Source organism: Methyloglobulus sp., assembly GCF_964779595.1.
The window spans coordinates 1-18,874 of the sequence record NZ_CBAROL010000033.1 but is presented as its reverse complement, the minus strand read 5'-3'; the positions used below and the strand labels follow the sequence as shown (position 1 = coordinate 18,874).

At 44.2% G+C, this 18,874-nt stretch carries 19 protein-coding genes; 6 read left to right on the top strand and 13 right to left on the bottom strand.

Annotated features, from left to right (window positions below; genetic code table 11):
* The first annotated feature begins 232 nt into the window (after positions 1–232).
* The 3 genes from AC1YY3_RS10610 (at position 233) to AC1YY3_RS10600 (ending at position 3,567) form a co-directional block, all read left to right on the top strand.
* Positions 233–1,978, top strand: coding sequence for a L,D-transpeptidase family protein (locus AC1YY3_RS10610; RefSeq protein WP_482194467.1), 1,746 nt, complete (start codon positions 233–235; stop codon positions 1,976–1,978).
* A gap of 186 nt (positions 1,979–2,164) precedes the next feature.
* A complete protein-coding gene (locus AC1YY3_RS10605) occupies positions 2,165–3,070 on the top strand; it encodes a hypothetical protein (RefSeq protein ID WP_481825038.1) in 906 nt (301 codons plus the stop codon).
* A complete protein-coding gene (locus AC1YY3_RS10600) occupies positions 3,064–3,567 on the top strand; it encodes a sugar transferase (protein ID WP_481825037.1) in 504 nt (167 codons plus the stop codon). The genes AC1YY3_RS10605 and AC1YY3_RS10600 overlap by 7 nt, the downstream gene beginning before the upstream one ends.
* Here AC1YY3_RS10600 and AC1YY3_RS10595 read toward each other — a convergent pair.
* The 11 genes from AC1YY3_RS10595 to AC1YY3_RS10545 all read right to left on the bottom strand — a co-directional run bounded on the left by AC1YY3_RS10595 (position 3,495) and on the right by AC1YY3_RS10545 (position 13,845).
* Positions 3,495–3,971 carry a hypothetical protein gene (locus AC1YY3_RS10595; protein ID WP_481825036.1) on the bottom strand — a complete coding sequence of 159 codons (477 nt, stop codon included), beginning with the start codon at positions 3,969–3,971 and terminating at the stop codon, positions 3,495–3,497. The two genes, AC1YY3_RS10600 and AC1YY3_RS10595, sit on opposite strands and share 73 nt — an antisense overlap.
* Positions 3,972–4,386: 415 nt before the next feature.
* Positions 4,387–5,289, bottom strand: a complete 903-nt coding sequence (locus AC1YY3_RS10590) for a cation diffusion facilitator family transporter (protein WP_481824986.1) — start codon at positions 5,287–5,289, stop codon at positions 4,387–4,389.
* Positions 5,290–5,345: 56 nt separating this feature from the next.
* Positions 5,346–5,666, bottom strand: coding sequence for a non-heme iron oxygenase ferredoxin subunit (locus AC1YY3_RS10585; RefSeq protein ID WP_481824987.1), 321 nt, complete (start codon positions 5,664–5,666; stop codon positions 5,346–5,348).
* Between the two features lie 5 nt (positions 5,667–5,671).
* Positions 5,672–6,475: a class I SAM-dependent methyltransferase gene (locus AC1YY3_RS10580; RefSeq protein WP_482194466.1), complete on the bottom strand. Its 804-nt coding sequence runs from the start codon at positions 6,473–6,475 to the stop codon at positions 5,672–5,674.
* Entirely contained in the window at positions 6,476–6,928 is a 453-nt protein-coding gene (gene sufU, locus AC1YY3_RS10575) for a Fe-S cluster assembly sulfur transfer protein SufU (RefSeq protein WP_481824989.1), read from the bottom strand.
* Entirely contained in the window at positions 6,928–8,151 is a 1,224-nt protein-coding gene (locus tag AC1YY3_RS10570) for a SufS family cysteine desulfurase (RefSeq protein WP_481824990.1), read from the bottom strand. Before AC1YY3_RS10570 ends, sufU begins: the two co-directional genes overlap by 1 nt.
* The gene (gene sufD / locus AC1YY3_RS10565; protein ID WP_481824991.1) at positions 8,148–9,491 is read right to left on the bottom strand and encodes a Fe-S cluster assembly protein SufD; all 1,344 of its coding nucleotides are present in this window, start codon (positions 9,489–9,491) and stop codon (positions 8,148–8,150) included. The genes AC1YY3_RS10570 and sufD overlap by 4 nt, the downstream gene beginning before the upstream one ends.
* On the bottom strand, positions 9,491–10,243 hold the full coding sequence (sufC, locus tag AC1YY3_RS10560) for a Fe-S cluster assembly ATPase SufC (protein WP_481824992.1): 753 nt from the start codon (positions 10,241–10,243) through the stop codon (positions 9,491–9,493). The genes sufD and sufC overlap by 1 nt, the downstream gene beginning before the upstream one ends.
* Positions 10,244–10,455: 212 nt before the next feature.
* Positions 10,456–11,898, bottom strand: a complete 1,443-nt coding sequence (locus AC1YY3_RS10555; RefSeq protein WP_481824993.1) for an RNA-binding domain-containing protein — start codon at positions 11,896–11,898, stop codon at positions 10,456–10,458.
* Between the two features lie 33 nt (positions 11,899–11,931).
* Positions 11,932–13,380: a Fe-S cluster assembly protein SufB gene (sufB, locus tag AC1YY3_RS10550; RefSeq protein ID WP_481824994.1), complete on the bottom strand. Its 1,449-nt coding sequence runs from the start codon at positions 13,378–13,380 to the stop codon at positions 11,932–11,934.
* Positions 13,381–13,389: 9 nt separating this feature from the next.
* Positions 13,390–13,845, bottom strand: coding sequence for an SUF system Fe-S cluster assembly regulator (locus tag AC1YY3_RS10545; protein WP_481824995.1), 456 nt, complete (start codon positions 13,843–13,845; stop codon positions 13,390–13,392).
* A 154-nt stretch (positions 13,846–13,999) separates the two neighbouring features.
* Here AC1YY3_RS10545 and AC1YY3_RS10540 point away from each other — a divergent pair, with 154 nt between their 5' ends.
* Positions 14,000–14,380: a YajD family HNH nuclease gene (locus AC1YY3_RS10540; RefSeq protein ID WP_481824996.1), complete on the top strand. Its 381-nt coding sequence runs from the start codon at positions 14,000–14,002 to the stop codon at positions 14,378–14,380.
* 94 nt (positions 14,381–14,474) lie between these two features.
* On the opposite strand, the gene rnhA is transcribed toward AC1YY3_RS10540, so the two are convergent.
* Both rnhA and AC1YY3_RS10530 read right to left on the bottom strand, forming a co-directional pair.
* Positions 14,475–14,918: a ribonuclease HI gene (rnhA, locus tag AC1YY3_RS10535; protein WP_481824997.1), complete on the bottom strand. Its 444-nt coding sequence runs from the start codon at positions 14,916–14,918 to the stop codon at positions 14,475–14,477.
* Positions 14,902–15,621 (bottom strand): class I SAM-dependent methyltransferase, encoded by a 720-nt coding sequence (locus AC1YY3_RS10530; protein WP_481824998.1) that lies wholly within the window; start codon positions 15,619–15,621, stop codon positions 14,902–14,904. The genes rnhA and AC1YY3_RS10530 overlap by 17 nt, the downstream gene beginning before the upstream one ends.
* 97 nt (positions 15,622–15,718) lie before the next feature.
* Between AC1YY3_RS10530 and AC1YY3_RS10525 the strand changes: the two genes are divergently transcribed.
* Positions 15,719–17,431: a lytic transglycosylase gene (locus tag AC1YY3_RS10525; RefSeq protein ID WP_481824999.1), complete on the top strand. Its 1,713-nt coding sequence runs from the start codon at positions 15,719–15,721 to the stop codon at positions 17,429–17,431.
* Between the two features lie 506 nt (positions 17,432–17,937).
* The coding region (locus AC1YY3_RS10520) for an integrase arm-type DNA-binding domain-containing protein (protein ID WP_482194465.1) at positions 17,938–18,874 on the top strand (937 nt) is incomplete at its 3' end.

Below are 18,874 nucleotides of genomic sequence, written 5' to 3'. Positions count from 1 at the left end.
TATTACCATTGGTATTTCCGGTTATAACGCCGCATTAGCAAAATCTATACTACCCTTAGCGGATTAGATTTTTATTAAATAGCCCAACAACAAGCATTAACGTTAGTCATTGCTTAACTAACACTTAAATTTGTGTGCTATGTTAAGTAGTTAAGTATAATTATCGCAAATTATTGTGGTGTTCTCGCTAACATCAAATCTTGACCTATTATTTTCTCAGGGAAGCAGTCCTTTGACTCAGCAAACAAAATTTTTCGCCGTTAAGTGCTTGATATTTTTCTTAGCAATCATCCCGTTGCAAACTCTGTTTGCCGAGGATTCTGCATTTCTAGAACCCAGCGTAAGCAAGGAAATCAACGCGATTATCACGGCAAGACAAAATCCGTACTTGAAGCAGTCTAACTTCTCCAATCGCACCGAAGATCTTGATGCACTCTATAAACGCGGCAATTACCAATTGCTCTGGCTTGGTAATGCTAAATCAGCCAAAAACACGGCGGATGCCCTTGATCTGTTGGCAAATGCAGCAACTCAGGGCTTAATTGAGGAAAATTATGACGCGCAAATGCTGCGAACAAAACGTAGTCTTGCCTTAACGCTCTCGCCAACGTCCTATAAAGACCTCGCACTTTATGACACTGCACTCAGTATAGCGGTATTGCGGTTTTTGCACGACCTGCATTATGGTCGGGTAAATCCTCAAGGCATCAATTTTAAGTTGCAGTTGCGGGAGAAAAAACTGACTGATTTGCCGCTGTTGATTAATGACAGTGTAACGCTAAACACCGTTTCCCAGTTACCTCTGCTGGTAGAGCCAAAGTTGCATCAATACCAAAAATTAAAGTCGGCATTAGCCAGTTATCGTCTTATTGCTGCAAAATCGCCAGCATTCAACTTTAGTATTAAAGGTAAATTGCGACCTGGGGAACATCATCCGCAATTGGCGGAATTAAGCAAATTTTTAGCCAGCGTAGGTGATTTGCCTGAAACTGGTACAGTCAGCCCTACTGAAAAAAATCCTAAATACACCGCCAATATTGTAGAAGGCGTAAAAAAATTCCAGCTCCGTCATGGTCAAAACGCAGATGGCACGATAGGATCAAGTACTGTTGTTGCACTCAACGAACCCTTATCACAGCGCATAAAACAGATAGAGCTGGCGATGGAAAGACTGCGTTGGCTTCCTGAGTTGAGTGTTGGTCGTTCTATCATCGTCAATATTCCGGCCTTCCAGCTTTGGGCAATTGATGACATCAGTAATGTTGATGTCAATATCACGAATATGCGCGTTGTTGTGGGCAAAGCGCTGAAAAATCAAACGCCGGTATTGATGGCTCAAATGAGTTATATCGAATTTATGCCGTATTGGAATGTCCCTAAAAATATCCTGAAGGATGAGATTTTGCCTAAATTGGCTCGAAATCCGGGTTATTTGTCGGCTCAAAATATGGAGATAGTCGGTAATTCAGCCAAGCCTGTTTCTGTAAGCGGTGATGCTATAGAAAAGCTCAAGCGTGGTGTGTTAAGGGTTAGGCAACGTCCAGGCAATAAAAACAGTTTAGGTAAAGTAAAATTTATCTTCCCCAACAAAGAAGATGTGTATTTGCATGATACCCCGGCCAATTCTTTGTTCAGCAGATCGCGCAGGGATTTTAGCCACGGTTGCGTACGTGTTGAAAACCCCAAGGCATTGGCTGAATTCGCCCTAAAAAACCAAGGTAACTGGAATGCCAACACGATAAAAAAAGCCATGCAAAAATCGGCTATGCAGCATGTTGTGTTACAGAGTCCGATACCTGTGCTGTTTTTTTATACGACATCCTTTGTCGATCAATTCAACAATCTTGCGTTTTATCAGGATATTTACGGACACGATACGGTTCTCATGGAAGCACTTAAAAAAACCGATGATTTATCCGACCAGTCGATTTTTGTAAGTACCAGTGTCGAACCGCCTATTCCCAACGGAATGCCTTGAAGAATTGCCTAAAGTTGCTATTCTTTGTGTATGAGTTATAGCTGCTAATCGTTTTTCATAGAATTGTTTGCTGCGGGTAATCGCAGTACACTTAAATCTTGGCGATTTAACATTCCTCCTAATTGGGATTAATATCTCAACCACCCCATACGCTATTACATTGATAAAGCTAAGTAAATTAAATCCATGGTGAGTTCCTCTCAATCTTTCGGTGCTATTCGTCCGCATAGCAATAAGCTTGCTGTATTGGCTAGATTATTGGACGTAATCGTAATCTGGCTGACTTTGTGGTCTATCCTCGATCTTGCCGCTGTAGAATGGGACAATAAACATACTTGGTGGCTGTTGATTTCGGTCGTTGGCTTTGGTGTATTTGCTTCATTTAACGAGCTATACCGCGGCAGTCGGGCGATGTCTACTTCCACTCAGATCAGGTTGATTGCCGTTTCCTGGTTTTGCGTATTGCTTATATTGATGTGTGTGGATCAGACTTATCCACTGATAGACCCCATTTACAAACAATATTTCTGGCTTTGGAGTCTAGCCGTCCCGATTGAAATTATTTCTTGGCACGTCATCGTACGTAGCGTGGCAAATATGTCCAGAAAAATGGGCAAACACCGACATCGTGTAGCGATTGTTGGTGCCACTATGCTCGGTGCAGAGCTGGAAAAAATCTTCCTAGAAGAAAAAGCTGTGGGTACAGAGTTTTTGGGCTTTTTTGATGATCGACAACGCCTCAGTGAAGGTGGTCATCAATTTGATCTGAAAAAATTAGTAGGTGATACCGACCAGCTTATAAAGCTTGCTAAAGAAGGTGCTGTTGATATTGTTTATATCACTTTACCGCTACGAGCGGAATTACGCATCAAAAGTATTGTTGAACAATTATCAGATTCCACCGTGTCCGTCCATTATGTACCGGATTTGTTTGTATTCGATTTGCTCAGTGCCAGTCTGAACAATATCAAGGGCATACCTGTCATCAGCATCCACGACACCCCATTTTATGGCGTTGACGGTGCTGTTAAGCGAATGTTCGACATCCTGTTTAGCAGTATCGTATTGCTACTCATAGCTTCCCTTTGCTGATTATCGCAATCGCCATCCGGATGACATCGCCAGGTGCGGTGCTGTTTAAACAACGCCGCTACGGGTTCAGAGGGGAAGAGATAGTCGTCTGGAAATTTAGATCGATGACCGTTAGCGAAGATGCACAAAATGTTGTGCAGGCTAAAAAAAATGATCCAAGAGTCACTAAGCTAGGTAGCTTTCTCAGGCGTACGTCCTTGGACGAGCTACCACAGTTTTTTAATGTATTACAGGGCAGGATGTCGGTTGTGGGGCCTAGACCGCACGCAGTTGCTCATAATGAGTTCTATCGAGGACAAGTTAAAGGTTATATGCTCAGGCATAAAGTGAAACCCGGCATCACCGGTTTGGCGCAAGTTAAAGGCTATCGCGGTGAAACTGACACCTTAGACAAAATGGAAGGGCGGATTCAATACGATCTCAACTATATATCGTTGTACAGGAAAATACCGAATCCTGATCCCTTACCTTTTAAGGATAGGTTTTTTACGACATAGCCTTCATCGTGATCGGCATTACCACCATCTTGAAAATTTAATACACCATCTACTCCAATACTTTGAATAATAGGCAGTTTATAGCTACCTGCGGTTTGAGGGACAGTATTGGGTGCAATATAATCATTTATTGTACAAGGTTGAGTACGGGTACATTTTTGATTAAATAATCTGGGGTAAGATGAAGTAAATGTGCCATTTCTACAAAAAGAAATAGCATCGCCAGCTTTTAAGCTGCCAAATTTTGACATAGCAAAGTCAAATGTTGCCCACGGCTGATTGGGTGAAGTACCTGGATTAATATTAGATCCTTGATTGCATACATAATAATTTTGTGCATAAAGCGATCCTGAAAATAAAAACAGTAAACACAATATCGATTTTAAAAAATACATATTTTTCATGAGTTCCTCGAAATTTTAATTTATATTTATATAACAACTGCTTATAAATTAATAAGCACGCAGAGTGACCAGTCAGTATTTCGTAGCGACATTTTTGTTTGTAATGGATAGTAGGAAAAGACCACGACACATTAAGACGCTATGGTGAGTATGTTGTGACTCCTCTCACCAGATTGATAGGGTAAAAAATACGGATGCTACAAAAAAGACAAGAGCTATTCTTAAATTTGTTGAATAGACTTAACCCTGACCTTTGGACTCCCTACCTAGGTTAGTCTATATCATGGTCATTAACTGCCAGTTAAGGGGGGAGTTTGCTGAAACTGTGAACTGCGTCACAAAAAAAGGTTTGTAGGTAGCTGCTAATCAAGCTACTTCAGTAGAAAATCTCAAAAACAGTCCATGTAACAAAAATCTAATCAGCATTATCAATTTCAAAAAAAATCCATTTGACGCGGCTGTGGGTTAGCTTAATCTGCCTTTCCATGGCGTTAATTTCTTGAACGGCGGTTGCTACCGTCAGTTCTGGTTTGAGTTCGGCTTTGATAGCCACCATTACAGAATTCCCGTGATTAATCGCCCAAATATTGAGTACCTGCAAAACACAGGGTTGTGCTTCAAGATAAGTCTGGATATTAATCCGAATAGCTTCGGCAGATTCGCCTATTAACAGTGAATGCACTTCTGTACCTACCACAGCGGCGACAATAATCAATAACACACCAATCGACATCGACCCCACGGCATCAAAAGCCGTATTGCCCGTTAATACGGTTAAACCTAAGCCCAGCAGCGCGATCACCAAACCGAGCAAAGCAGCAATATCTTCGCCAGTGATAACCATTAATTCGCTGGAATGGGTGCTTTTAAACCACTGCCAAAGTGTTTGCGACCCTTTCTCTTCTGCCATTGCTGACAATGCGCCTTTTAACGAAAAAGCTTCCATGCCAACGGCAATCAGCAGAATCAACAAAGCGGTGTTCGCATTTTCTATAGATTGAGGATGGATATAACGCTCCCACCCTTCATGGACAGCAAAAACGCCGCCTACGGAAAATAAGATAAACGCCACCATCATCGACCAGATGTAGGATTCACGTTCGTAACCCATGGGGTGTTTTTGGGTTGCTTCTTTTGCTGACCGTTTCATGCCGACCAGCAATAACACTTGATTGCCGCAATCAGCATAAGAATGAATTGCCTCTGCCAACATGGAACCAGAACCTGTCCAAACGGCAGCCCCCGTCTTGGCGATGGCGATGCCTAAATTAGCTGAAAATGCGTAAAGTACGGCTTTTGTGGAGTTATTGTTTGCCATTTTCGTATTTGTTGTGAACTAAGTTGTTTAAGATGCTTCGTTTTATCGGTTAACAATCAGTCCCAACGGTCGTCTTTAACCTGAACTTGATCTTTTTCAATTCTAATTGGGAAACAGGCAATGTTTTCATAAGCAGGCGGGGATTTGACCGCACCGGTTTTCACACAAAATCTTGCGCCGTGCCGTGGGCAGATAATCTCAAAACCATCCAGTTCACCACTGGCAAGCTCTGCCCCATCATGCGTACAAATATCTTCAATGGCATAAAATTGACCATCAATTTTGAAGACCGCAACATCCGTGCCATCAATATCTGCAACAATATGCTCGCCATCAGCCAATGCGGTTTGTGCTGCGACATTTATCCAATCTGACATCTTAATTACCCCTTGTTTTGGGTTAAATATACATCATAGCGCAATAGTTTTCCGTGGAAACTTTCACTCGGTTTGCCACCTAATGGTTCGGCATAATCGGGGCTTTTCACTACGACGCGCTTACCCGCTATCTTGAATGCAGTTGCAAACAACTGGTCTTTATCTTCATCATCACCTACGAGGTCACGCAAAACCATGATAGCTTTTTTCGCCAAAGCCGATTTTTTGCGTTTGGGTGGAAACATCGGGTCAAGATAGATGCAATCAGGTTTAGATGGCAGTTGTTCCAGTATTTCAATAGCATTACCTACCAGTAATTGAGGTGGAGATAAGTTAAGCTGCTGCATCCAATCTAGCTTCGCTAGTCGATCAAAACCATCTGCCAATAATTCGGCCATAATCGGAGAACGCTCAATGCATTGCACCTCATAACCCATACGAAACATGGCGAGGCTATCTTGCCCCCAACCAGCCGTAGCATCGACAACTGTCTTGGTTTTACGCCCCAATGCCTGTGCTAAAGCACCAGTTTTAGCAATAGGCCAAGTGCGTTGTTCACCTTGGCGGTGATCTATCTCGACGATTAATCCGTGCTTACCAATGCTTTCTCTATCAAATAACGACAAACAGTCATCGCGCCAGCTTAGGAAAAAAAACTGGGTATGATTTGGATTTAGATCTGCGAAACCTATTAATGGAATATCCAGCTTTGTTGCCAATTGTTGAAATAAAGCGAGATTACCTAGACCTTCGTAAAGTACGACTAGTTTTTCTTGGTACTCAGCCTCCACGTTCTTCGTGGCAAACATTTACTCTGTGGAAATCGATTTTTGTTCGTTTTTCAACGCCGCATCCAGCGTATGCCAAGCCAAAGTGGCACATTTCACCCGTGCCGGATATTCGCGTACACCCGCTAATACCGCCAGTTTCCCTACTGCTTCCAGATTGATTTGCTCATCTTTTCCGGTAGTCATCTCGTGGAAGATTTTGAACAAAGCATCGGCTTCGGTTTCGGTTTTACCTTTAATTATCTCGGTCATTAATGACACAGAAGCGGTCGAAATCGCGCAGCCAGAACCTTGAAAACTGGCATCGGCAATTTTATCGCCGTCCATTTTTAAGTACAGCGTCAAGCGGTCGCCACACAAAGGATTAAAACCTTCCACTTTCCGGTTAGCATCCGCCATCACCCGAAAATTACGGGGATTCCTGTTGTGGTCGAAGATGACCTCTTGGTAGAGCTCACGTAAATCTTCAAACATTAACCAAATACCTCAATCAGGGATTTTATCCCGTCCATCAACACATCAATCTCTGCTTTGGTATTATACATGGCAAAAGAGGCTCTGGCGGTTGCGGGTACGCCGTAAAAGTCCATGACTGGCATGGCGCAATGATGACCCGCCCGAATGGCGATGCCTAAGCTGTCGAGCATGGTGCCAATATCGTGGGGATGGATTTTATCCAGCACAAAAGACAGGATTGCACCTTTGTCTTCCGCCTCGCCGATTATCCTTAAGCCTTTAATTTGCTTGGCTTGTTGCGTGGAGTATGCCAGTAATTCAGCTTCATACGCAGCGATGTTCGCCATGCCGATCTCGTTCAGGTAGTCAATAGCCGCACCTAAACCAATCACATCGGCGATACTGGGCGTGCCTGCTTCAAACTTATGCGGTAATCCAGCGTACGTGCTTTTTTCAAAACTGACGGTCTTAATCATGTCGCCTCCGCCTTGATAAGGTGGCATGGCTTCTAGCAGGGCTTGCTTGCCGTACAATACGCCGATGCCGGACGGGCCGTACAACTTATGACCGGAAAAGACGTAGAAATCGCAGTCTAACGCTTGCATATCAACGGCAATATGCGGAATCGCCTGTGCGCCATCCAGCATCACGGGAATGTTAAGGGCATGGGCTGCGGCTATGATTTTTTCGACTGGATTGATTGTACCCAAAGCATTGGACATGTGGGCGACCGCAACCAATCGGGTTTTGTCATTCAATAAGGCTGACAATTCGTCGAAGATTAATTCGCCTTTGGTATTCATCGGCGCAACTTTCAATACTGCACCCGTTTGTTCGCAAAGCATTTGCCACGGCACAATATTAGAATGATGTTCCATTGCGGTAATCACAATTTCATCACCCGACTTAATATTGGCTTTGCCGTAGGTTTGGGCAATCAGGTTGATGGCTTCAGTCGCACCGCGTACAAAAATGATTTCCTTGGTGCTGGCTGCATTGATGAAGCCACGTACTTTCTCCCGCGCCGCTTCAAACTTGTCAGTAGCCCGAACGCTTAAGGTATGTACGCCACGATGGATGTTAGCGTACTCGTGCCGATACACATGGCTAATGCTGTCGATAACCGCATTCGGCTTTTGGCAACTAGCACCACTATCTAAATAAACCAGTGGTTTATTGCGGATTTTTTCAGCTAAGATGGGGAAATCGGCGCGGATTTTATCTATGGGAAATGTTGTCATAACCAGTCTTTTTCAACGCCTTCCTGTGGAAACCGTGCTAACACTTGTTCCAGCACCTTATCGTGCAGGCTTTTAATCTTAATCTTATCCACCATCTCGTTGGCGAAGGCGAAGGTCAGCATATTGCGAGCAGTTTCCTCATCAACACAACGCGATTGCAGGTAAAAGATCGACTTTTCATCCAGCTGCCCCACTGTTACGCCATGGCCGCATTTGACATCATCGGCATAGATTTCCAGTTGCGGCTTGGTGTCGGCTTCCGCCTCATTCGATAACAACAAGTTGCGGTTATTCATAAGTGAATCGGTTTTTTGTGCATCTTCAGCGACAATGACACGCCCCTGGAACACACCCCGCGCACGATCATCCAACACGCCCTTATACATTTCCCTGCTGATTGCATGGGGTTTCAGGTGATTGATACGGGTATGGTTATCCAGATGCTGGCGCTTTACGCCCAGATACAAGCCATTCAATTCACACTCAGAAGCCTGATCCAACTCAGTGTGAATATCGCAACGCGCCAATAAGCCGCCAAAAGCAAAATTGTGATGGGTAAACCGCGCATCTTTCGCTTGCTTAACGTAAGTGCCGCCAAAATGGTAGGCTTTTTCAGACTCGGTTTGTAATTTATAAAGCGTTAACTGCGCGTTTTGATCGACAAATACTTCCGTAACGGTTGCTGTCAGATAAGCATCGTTTAATCCAGCAAAAGTTTCAATCACTTGCGCTTCCGCATTTTCAGCAACGATGACGAGATTGCGCGTAGTAGCCATAGCATCAGCTTCAGTCACAATATTCAGCAATTGTATCGGTTTGGCTAGGACTTGCTTGGCAGGGACGTATACAAATACGCCATCGGTAAACCATGCGGTATTGAAGGCGATTAAGCTATGTTCAGCAATATTGACCGCACGACCCAGATACGTTTCCAGTAGGGGCGAAAAATTTTTCGCCCCTACAAGGGCATCCGCTATGCTCATGATTGAAATGTCTTCAGGCAAACCATCCAGCTTGGAATGATCTATGGAAAAATGACCATTCACCAAAACCACTGACCAAGCATCTTCCAATTGTTGCGATTTCAGCCAATCTGCATCGACAGTCTGTAGATTGGGGTGTGACACGAACCCCAACACCGGCGAAAACAGCTTCTTCTCAATAGCGGACACATTGGTATAACGCCATTCTTCTTCACGCGGTGATGGAAAGCCGTTTGCCGAAAATCTCGCCAAGGCATCTTTACGTAGTTGCTGTAACCAGGGCAGATTTTGCCCTGGCAATTTGGCCGCAATTGCATCATATTCAGTCACATAACGGCTAGTTGTTACCGTACTCATTAAGCTGCCACCTGACCTTCCAGCCAACTGTAACCTTTTTCTTCTAGTTCCAATGCCAATTCAGGGCCACCCGATTTAACGATTTGCCCGTGAGCCAGCACGTGCACGAAGTCAGGCTTAATGTAATCGAGCAAGCGTTGGTAATGGGTAATCATCACAAAGCTGCGGTCTGGAGAACGTAGAGAATTAACCCCATCCGCCACCACTTTCAAGGCATCAATATCCAAGCCGGAATCGGTTTCATCGAGGATGCACAGCTTTGGTTCCAAAATTGCCATTTGCAGGATTTCATTACGCTTCTTTTCACCACCGGAAAAGCCTTCGTTGACGGCGCGATAAAGGAATTTTTCATCCATCTCCAGCAGCTTGACCTTATGTTTCACCAAAGTCAAAAAATCCATGGCATCGACTTCCGGTTGGCCGTGATGCTTACGCACCGCATTCAGCGCCGCTTTCAGCAGATAGATATTGCTGACACCAGGAATTTCCACCGGATATTGGAAAGCCAAAAAAATCCCTTCCCGCGCCCGGATTTCCGGCGGCATTTCAGTTAAATCCTTGCCTTGATAAGTAATTGAACCTTGGGTTATCTCATAACCGGCCTTGCCAGACAACACATGCGACAACGTGCTTTTGCCCGAACCGTTCGGCCCCATGATGGCGTGGATTTCTCCCGCTTTCACTTGCAGGTTGATGCCTTTAAGGATGGGTTTGTCGCCAACGCTGACGTGGAGGTTTTCTATTTTGAGCATATTTCAAATAACTTGTTGAATTTAAAAAGCCGTAAGACTAGTAGAGGAACGAAGTATATTAACTGTGACAAGCACAGCTCCCCATGTTAAGCGCACATCCTACGGGACATCATCTATGTGGCAATCAAATAATCATCAAATAAAAACATATTGATTAATAATGAGTTTTTTGTAATCTTGGCTGTAAAATCAAATAACCATCAAATAGAGCTTTAAGCCCAAATGGGCAAATAGGAAGGAAATTTCCTAGATTTACTTTCGGGATCATCTTTTTTTATGACATCTGCTGCTAAAGCATCCTTAATAATTCTTGAAGCAATTGCAGAGTTCTGGTCATCTATTTTGAACCGATCTCTCAACGATTGGTTCGTCATTTTTTCGTTTGAAACATATTTTAAACATGCGTGTTGATAACAGGCTCTAATTTTCTCTTTTTTATCAAGATCATTTAGAGCTTTATAACTGTATATAGTGATTCTGGTTCTGTTTTCTGCAACGATTACATTAATAGGCGGTAATTGATACAACTCGTTATAAAAAATCACTTTATCCAAGCCACTTCCTTTTTCTTCACAAAAACCCATTCTGCGCATTAAGTCCGCCAACTTTTCGTTACGTGATAAATAAGCATCAATAAATCTGTCCGGTGTAACAAGAGGAGTTCCTGCGTTTGATATTTCAATTCTGTCTGAAAATATTTCAACCATTGGAAACCCTTTTTCTGTAAGGTCTTGGTGAATTAAAGCGTTTGCTACTAGTTCTCTTATAGCTATTTCAGGATACATGCGAGTATCTTTTCGCAGAGCTTTGCCGATTTCCTCATTGGCAGGCAATTGACTATTAATCCAATCTACTAATCCTTCAAATCCTAAAGCATAACCTTTATTACCTATTTGCTCTCTTTCGGTTTCAACCTTATTTTTACCTTTGTAAACAATTACCCTAACTGATTTTCTTTCAACACTTTCAAAGTCTTTTAAACTTTTAGCAAATAATAAGGCACCTAATTTTGTGATAGCGTACCTTGGGTTTTTAGTGATTAAACCTTCATCGATAAACTTATCAATCACCCCTTGTTGCGTAGAGGGATAAGGTAAATTCATCAAATCAAAATAGGTCTCTGTACTCAAGAACCTAGCTATGTCGGATGCACTCAATTCATCTCGTGCTATTTCCTTCTCAAAAGAAATTGATTCTTTTTTCCATATTTTTGCTTGCTTATCAGGAAACTCATTTAGTTTTCTGGTGATGCTTCCTGCTCGTATATAAGATTGATGAAGAAACTCTATCGGTTGGCTTTTAGCAGCAGGGATAACAAAAATAGAAATATGTCTTGAATCGTAATCAAACTCATACGCTGTAAAATCTACTCTTGGATTTAGACGAGTAAGCAACCAATGTTCCAAATCTTCATTACCTTTTTTATGAGATTTAGCTTTAAAAGAAGTACCTTTAATAAAATGTGTTAAATCTTCAACGCCAAAAACCAGGTAAGCAAACTGCTGATTTCGGATACATGCGCCATTGGATAGTGCCGAAATTCTTTCACCAATTTCTTCTGTTGAATGAAAATTCAGCTTAAATTCGACCCATTCACTTTCGTTCGGATGCTTAACTAACTCATTTAACAGTTCTTTTAATTGCTGCTCATTCATTCTAATTGATATACCGAATTAAACTTTTAGCAATTAACCCACCGACCCTTCCAAACTCAATCCCAACAACGCCTGCGCCTCGACGGCAAATTCCATCGGTAATTCTTTAAACACTTCCTTACAAAATCCATTGACGATCATCGACACGGCATCTTCCGCCGATAAGCCGCGTTGTTGGCAAAAGAACAATTGGTCTTCGCTGATTTTGGAGGTGGTTGCTTCGTGTTCGACTTGCGCGGATGGCTGTTTGACTTCGATGTAGGGGAAAGTATGCGCCCCACATTTGTCGCCGACCAGTAAGGAATCGCACTGGGTATAGTTACGGGCGTTTTCCGCGCTTTTTAAGACCTTAACCAAGCCGCGATAGGTGTTTTGTGCCTTGCCGGCGGAAATGCCTTTCGACACGATGGTGCTGCGGGTATTTTTGCCGATGTGGATCATCTTGGTGCCGGTGTCAGCTTGCTGGTAATTATTGGTCAGTGCTACGGAATAGAATTCGCCGATGGCGTTATCGCCCGTCAGGATGCAGCTTGGGTATTTCCAGGTGATGGCGGAACCGGTTTCCACCTGCGTCCAGGACACTTTGGCGTTGTCACCCCGGCAATCGGCACGCTTGGTGACGAAGTTGTAAATACCGCCCTTGCCTTCCTTGTCGCCCGGATACCAGTTTTGTACGGTGGAATACTTGATCGTCGCGTCTTTCAAGGCAATCAGTTCTACAACCGCTGCATGTAACTGGTTTTCATCGCGCATCGGCGCAGTGCAGCCTTCAAGGTAACTGACATGACTGCCTTCATCGGCAATAATCAAAGTGCGTTCGAACTGCCCCGTGTTGGCGGCATTGATTCGGAAATAGGTGGACAACTCCATCGGGCATCGCACCCCTTTGGGAATGTACACAAACGAGCCATCGGTAAATACCGCCGCATTTAACGCGGCAAAATAGTTATCGGTATGCGGGACGACTGAACCCAGGTATTGCTTGATGAGTTCGGGATGGTCGCGCAAGGCTTCGGAGATCGGGCAGAAAATCACACCCGCATCTTTCAGCTTGCCTTTGAAGGTCGTCGCAACGGACACGCTATCGAATACCGCATCGACGGCAATACCTGCTAATTTTTCCTGTTCGTCCAGAGGGATGCCGAGTTTTTTATAAGCGGCAAGTACTTCAGGATCGATCTCGTCCAGGCTTTTCGGGCCGTCTTCTTTGCGTTTGGGGGCAGAATAATAGCTGATGGCTTGGTAATCAATGGGATCAAACTTGACGAAAGCCCACTCCGGCGACTTCATGGTTTGCCAATGCCGAAACGCTTTCAAGCGGTATTCCAGCATAAATTCCGGCTCATTCTTAACCTTGGACAGTTTATGGATAACCGCCTCATCCAGGCCAACGGGAAACGTGTCGGTTTCCAGCTCGGTAACAAAGCCTTGCTTATAGCTTTTGTTTATCAGGTTATTGATTTCTTGTGTACTTGCAGACATGGCTAATTATTAAATTGGACGATATAAACTGGAAACCGGAATCAAAAATTCTTGTGGCACGTTAACTGGCTTAATCATATCCGCCAGGGTCACCGCTTCCAGCGCCTGTTGGATGGCCTGGTTAATCAAGCCCCAATTGGCGCTGATGCCACAACCCGAAGCCTGTTCACAACCTTCATGGGAGATACTGCATTCGGTCAAGGCAATCGGCCCTTCCAAGGCGCTGATAACGTCAGCCACGGAAATTTTTTCAGGCGACCTTGCCAAGGCGTAACCACCTTTAATCCCACGGGTTGACACTAAAACTTTGGCATTAACCAATATTTTCAGTACCTTGCTGACTGTCGGCAAAGCAATCCCAGTAGCCTCTGCAACACCCATCGCAGAATGGGTCAGTTCATTTTCTTTTGCGATATGGCTTAATATGACCGTTGCGTAGTCAGTTAGTTTACTTAACCGTAACATGCCGTGCTCCAAGTAATTGAGGACTATTTTAGTCCTATTTAACTTCCAAGTAAAGTGCAGGGGGATTAAGCTATAGTTGATTCTATTTTTGGTGGCTGGTAACAGCAACTTGTTGCGGTTAGAATAAAGCAGAGCTAGCCTTAAGAGGTGAATTATGACAATAAAGAAAACCCAAATCGACAGCCACAAATCCGCCCAAATCGTTTCCGAAGCCCGAAAACAGCAGGAATTACGGGAACAATCCTACCGTGGGCAAGCGTTGAAGCTCTATCCCTGGATCTGCGGACGTTGCGTCCGTGAATTTGACCATAAGAGCCTGAGCGAACTGACGGTGCATCACCGTAACCATAATCACGATGACAACCCCGCCGACGGCAGTAACTGGGAATTGCTGTGCCTGTATTGCCATGACAATGAACACCAACGCTACGAGGAAACACGGTTTAATAGCGCAAAAACAGCATCATCGAATGCTACAGTGGGCGCAGGTCATAATCCGTTTGCTAATCTAAAGGATTTGTTGAATAAGAAATGAGCGATGTAGATGTAGCCTAGATGTAGCGTAGCGGAATTCGGAAGTTCGCGGTTTCAATTTTCCCGCATTTCGTTACACTTCATGCAGGCTACGCCTATAAGTTGTCAATCCCCAAATTAGCCAAAGCATCCGCCCTATCATTGCCATTATTCCCTGAATGCCCCTTTACCCAAAGCCATTCGATATTATGCGGCAATCTGGCGGCATCAAGCCTGCGCCATAAATCTTCATTTTTGACGGGGGATTTGCTAGCGGTTTTCCAGCCGCGTTTTTTCCAGTTGACCATCCATTCGGTAATGCCTTGCAGGACGTATTTAGAATCGGAATGCAATTGCACGTTACATGGTTTGGTCAAGGTTTCCAAGGCATTGATGACCGCCGTCAATTCCATGCGGTTATTAGTCGTTTCGGGTTCACCGCCATAAAGCTCCTTCGTATTGCCCTTATATTGCAGAATTGCACCCCAGCCGCCTGAGCCGGGATTGCCGCGACAAGCGCCATCGGTGTGAATAATCACAACATCATTCATTTTGCTCATTTTGTGGATGACGAATTAAAGCAGTTCCTGCCAGTACCAAGCGTGGAATGGTCTCTTTCACAGGGGTTAAAGGGATCAGATTATACCGTCGCTTGATCGCTTTGACTCCGTAAGCTGTTGCGGATAAGGAAAAAGTATTGCCCAAAAATTTTACATTCTGGGTCGCAATGGAATCCAGGTGAAATTGCGATACCGTAGTCACTTCAAAATTCAGCAGTTTTAGCCAGTCGATTATGCGTGAGCGGCGGATAAAATGCCCTCGCCAGGAATCTGCCAGCCGTTTATCCCAAAGGTATTGGTATCTGACCCAGATACTCCAGGGGTTAAAGTTTAAAATGACGACTGTGCCTTCCGGTTTTAGTACCCGTTCCACCTCGCGCATGGTTTGGAAGCGAAAAGCATCAAATTCAAGGAGATGCGGCAGGATAATCATATCGACACTGTCGGATTGCAGGGGTAAATGGTAAGCTTTTGCACGGATTTTTCGCGCCCCTTGGCAACCTAGGTTTTTGGCATCCAGTATCGTATAATTGGTGTAAAGTGTGCAATCGACGAACTCGTTTTCCCAGCCTAAGCCGCCGATTTGCAACACCGTTTGCTTGCAACTGACCACGATAGCACTCTGCAAATAACCGATTTCAAGGTCTTTTAGCAGTTTGCCGCGTGGGGTTTGGTAGTAAGCAAACAGAAAATCGCGCTTCATAGCCTATACTCTATCAACATTAACTTTAGATTTTTCAATAAAAACAAGCTACAATCAAACTATTCTCTATTTAAACTTCACGTTAATGGGTTAGATAATGCGTAACAATTCTAACAGGTCAGTAAAAATTCTTATTTTTTTGATGGTGTTGCTGGTCGCAGGTTGTGCAGATGACCCGAAAGAGCCGCTCGTCATCAATAACACACCCGACGTGAACAGGCCTTACACCAGTCAGACTGGCAAACCGTCACGTAATTTCTTCAAAAAGCGCATCAAGAATCTTTTTGCCCACCATAACACCGTGTGGGAACGGATGATTTCGCTGTACTCGTTCCCAGAAGTCGATAATGAACGTATCGATGCAGAATTAAGCTATTACCTCAGTCATCCCGATTACATCGCCAGAGTCCAAGAGCGTGCCGCGCCTTATATGCACTTGATTCTGGATGAAATTGAAGCTAAAAACTTACCTGGCGAGCTAGCTTTACTGCCTGTGGTCGAAAGTGCTTTCATTCCAGAAGCTTATTCACGCAGTGCTGCATCCGGGCTTTGGCAGTTTATCCCTTCTACGGGGAAACTGTTCGGGCTTGAGCAAAACTCCTGGTACGATGGTCGCCGTGATGTCTACGCATCAACCCAAGCTGCAACCACTTTCCTAAAGGGACTCAGCGATGAATTCGGTGGCGATTATTTTCTTGCCTTGGCATCGTATAATTGGGGCAAGGGCAATGTCGGCAAAGCCATCGCACGTAACGAATACCAAGGCTTACCTACCGATTACTGGTCGTTGAATCTTCCTAAGGAAACAGAGGATTATGTACCACGGTTATTGGCGATTGCCAAATTATTCGCTAACGCCGAGCAATATGGCATCCGCTTACAAAACATTCCCAACAAACCTTACTGCGAAGTCGTCAATGTTGGTTCCCAACTGGATATCGATAAAGCGGCTGAACTAGCGCAAACTCCACTCAGCCACTTCTTAAAATTGAATCCCTGTTTCAAAAAAGGCAGTACGGCACCGGACGGTCCCCATCGTTTACTGATTCCATCTCATCGCGTACAGGCATTCAAACAAAATCTGGCACGGTTGCCTTATGATGAACGGGTCGATCAAAGACAACATGACGAAGAACTGCTGGCCGAAAAAATTCGCCAAAATGAATTGGTGGCGCAAAAAATGCGTGATGAAGAAGATCGCTTTGAAAACCGCCGGAAGCGGGAAGTCATCGTAGCCAAACGTTATTATTCAGCAACGCCAACCCAACAATATCGCGTCCATCGTGGTGAAACTTTATCTACCATCGCCAGAAATAATGGCACAACTGTTGAAAATTTACGTCATATCAACCATTTAGCAAAAAGCAGCGTTAATTCAGGCACTTACCTGAAAGTCCCCGCAGCTAGCCGTCACGCATCTGCCATCAAGGAAATAAGCAGGTCTGGAAAAGCGAAAACATCAAGTGGACAAGTCTACGTTGTCAAAAAAGGCGATACCTTTTTTAACGTCTCCAAACGCTTTTCGGTTAGCCGAAACGATATTGCTGCCAGAAATAACATTTCACCTAACAGCAACCTGAGATTAGGGCAAAAGCTAGTCATCAAAAGCGGCGGACATCAAGTTGCCTCCGCATCCCCAGCCCGTCTTATCCGCTATACAGTCAAACATGGTGACTCTTTGATGCAGCTTTCCAGAAAATTCGGCGTGTCTTTGAACGAACTGCGTAAATCTAATCCAGCCGCAAGCAAAGGCTTGCGCCCAGGTCAAAGCATAAAGATCTTGGTTGATAATTCCAATAGGGCAACCTAGGTATTGCGGCTCACCGTCTTGTTTTACGCCACCTTTTTTACACGGGTGCTTGCTAGAACGACGAAACTCACTTGGGTGATGTTGTCGTTATTTCAAGCACTTATCGATCGTGGCTTCCCCAAATTTCCACACAGTAAAGAAAATCAGCTTCAAACATTATTCATTCGTTGATATTTCAGTCGTGTCGGGGTTAAATCTGCCACCAATTACGGCAGGCTTTTGTATATCACTGGACAATGGGCAATAAAAAATGACTTAGTATAATACCTAAGTTCTTATTTTTATTGATGGGGTGTTAGGGATTCGAACCCTAGACCTATGGATTAAGAGTCCTAACAAGTAGGCGTTTATTAGTGTTGATTGCCATTCATAAAACAGCCTGTTTTAATAAAAATCAAGTATTTATAGAATTATCCCCTTTTGCTTGTGTTGATTAGTATTCACCTATATACTGCAATTCTGGTTACAAACTGGTTACATGGCGGTTACAAATTTAAGGGGGCATTATGGCAAAGGTAAAATTAACGGCTGGACGGATTGCAAGCTTTAAATGTAATGAAAACAAGGCGCAAGATTTTTTATGGTGCGATGAAGTTCAAGGCTTAGGGGTACGGGCAACATTAAATTCAACTGTAAAGAGTTACATTTTCCAGTCAAAAATTAAAGAAGGCGTTAAAAAAGGGCAAACTATGCGTGTGACCATTGGCAAGGTTAGCGTGTGGAGTATTAAACAGGCACAAGCCGAAGCCCGCCGCCTACAAATTCAGATAGACAACGACAACGACCCGCGCCAAGTTAAAGCCGATATTCAAGCCGCCAAGGAAGCGGCAAGGCAAGCCAAAGAAGCCGAAACCGCCGAGCTGATTATGCAGGAAGCCCGCGAAGCGGTAACGCTGGGCATGGTATGGAATGAATATGTAGAAGCAAGAAAGCCGAAATGGTCAGACAGTCATTATCATGACCATGTGCAAGTTATGCACCAAGGCGGCGAAGTGCGAAGCCGTAGCACTGAATTAACTATACCTGGTGCGCTTGCATCATTGGCTAATGTTCGACTGATAGACCTGACACCTGAACAGGTGGAAGAGTGGGCAAAAGTTGAAGCCGAAAAGAGACCGACCCGCGCCCGCCTATCACTTCGATTATTAAAAGCCTTTCTCAACTGGTGCGCTACACACAAAACCTATAAAGCGATTGTCACGACCAACGCCGCAAAAAATAAAAATGCCCGCGAAAGCTTAGGCAATGCCAAAGTTAAAAATGACGTGCTACAAAAACAACAATTGCCCGCTTGGTTTGCCGCCGTTAAACAAATCAATAACCCCGTTATCAGTGCTTACCTGCAATGCCTGTTACTGACAGGTTCACGCCGTGAAGAATTAGCCGCCCTTCGTTGGGGCGATATTGATTTTAAATGGAACAGCATAACCATTCATGACAAAG

Bases quoted from the DNA above. Each gene is read 5' to 3' on its own strand.
- AC1YY3_RS10605 (WP_481825038.1), top strand. From the start codon at position 2,165: ATGGTGAGTTCCTCTCAATCTTTCGGTGCTATTCGTCCGCATAGCAAT.
- AC1YY3_RS10595 (WP_481825036.1), bottom strand. From the start codon at position 3,971: ATGAAAAATATGTATTTTTTAAAATCGATATTGTGTTTACTGTTTTTA.
- AC1YY3_RS10590 (WP_481824986.1), bottom strand. From the start codon at position 5,289: ATGGCAAACAATAACTCCACAAAAGCCGTACTTTACGCATTTTCAGCT.
- AC1YY3_RS10585 (WP_481824987.1), bottom strand. From the start codon at position 5,666: ATGTCAGATTGGATAAATGTCGCAGCACAAACCGCATTGGCTGATGGC.
- AC1YY3_RS10580 (WP_482194466.1), bottom strand. From the start codon at position 6,475: ATGTTTGCCACGAAGAACGTGGAGGCTGAGTACCAAGAAAAACTAGTC.
- sufU (WP_481824989.1), bottom strand. From the start codon at position 6,928: ATGTTTGAAGATTTACGTGAGCTCTACCAAGAGGTCATCTTCGACCAC.
- AC1YY3_RS10570 (WP_481824990.1), bottom strand. From the start codon at position 8,151: ATGACAACATTTCCCATAGATAAAATCCGCGCCGATTTCCCCATCTTA.
- sufD (WP_481824991.1), bottom strand. From the start codon at position 9,491: ATGAGTACGGTAACAACTAGCCGTTATGTGACTGAATATGATGCAATT.
- sufC (WP_481824992.1), bottom strand. From the start codon at position 10,243: ATGCTCAAAATAGAAAACCTCCACGTCAGCGTTGGCGACAAACCCATC.
- AC1YY3_RS10555 (WP_481824993.1), bottom strand. From the start codon at position 11,898: ATGAATGAGCAGCAATTAAAAGAACTGTTAAATGAGTTAGTTAAGCAT.
- sufB (WP_481824994.1), bottom strand. From the start codon at position 13,380: ATGTCTGCAAGTACACAAGAAATCAATAACCTGATAAACAAAAGCTAT.
- AC1YY3_RS10545 (WP_481824995.1), bottom strand. From the start codon at position 13,845: ATGTTACGGTTAAGTAAACTAACTGACTACGCAACGGTCATATTAAGC.
- AC1YY3_RS10540 (WP_481824996.1), top strand. From the start codon at position 14,000: ATGACAATAAAGAAAACCCAAATCGACAGCCACAAATCCGCCCAAATC.
- rnhA (WP_481824997.1), bottom strand. From the start codon at position 14,918: ATGAGCAAAATGAATGATGTTGTGATTATTCACACCGATGGCGCTTGT.
- AC1YY3_RS10530 (WP_481824998.1), bottom strand. From the start codon at position 15,621: ATGAAGCGCGATTTTCTGTTTGCTTACTACCAAACCCCACGCGGCAAA.
- AC1YY3_RS10525 (WP_481824999.1), top strand. From the start codon at position 15,719: ATGCGTAACAATTCTAACAGGTCAGTAAAAATTCTTATTTTTTTGATG.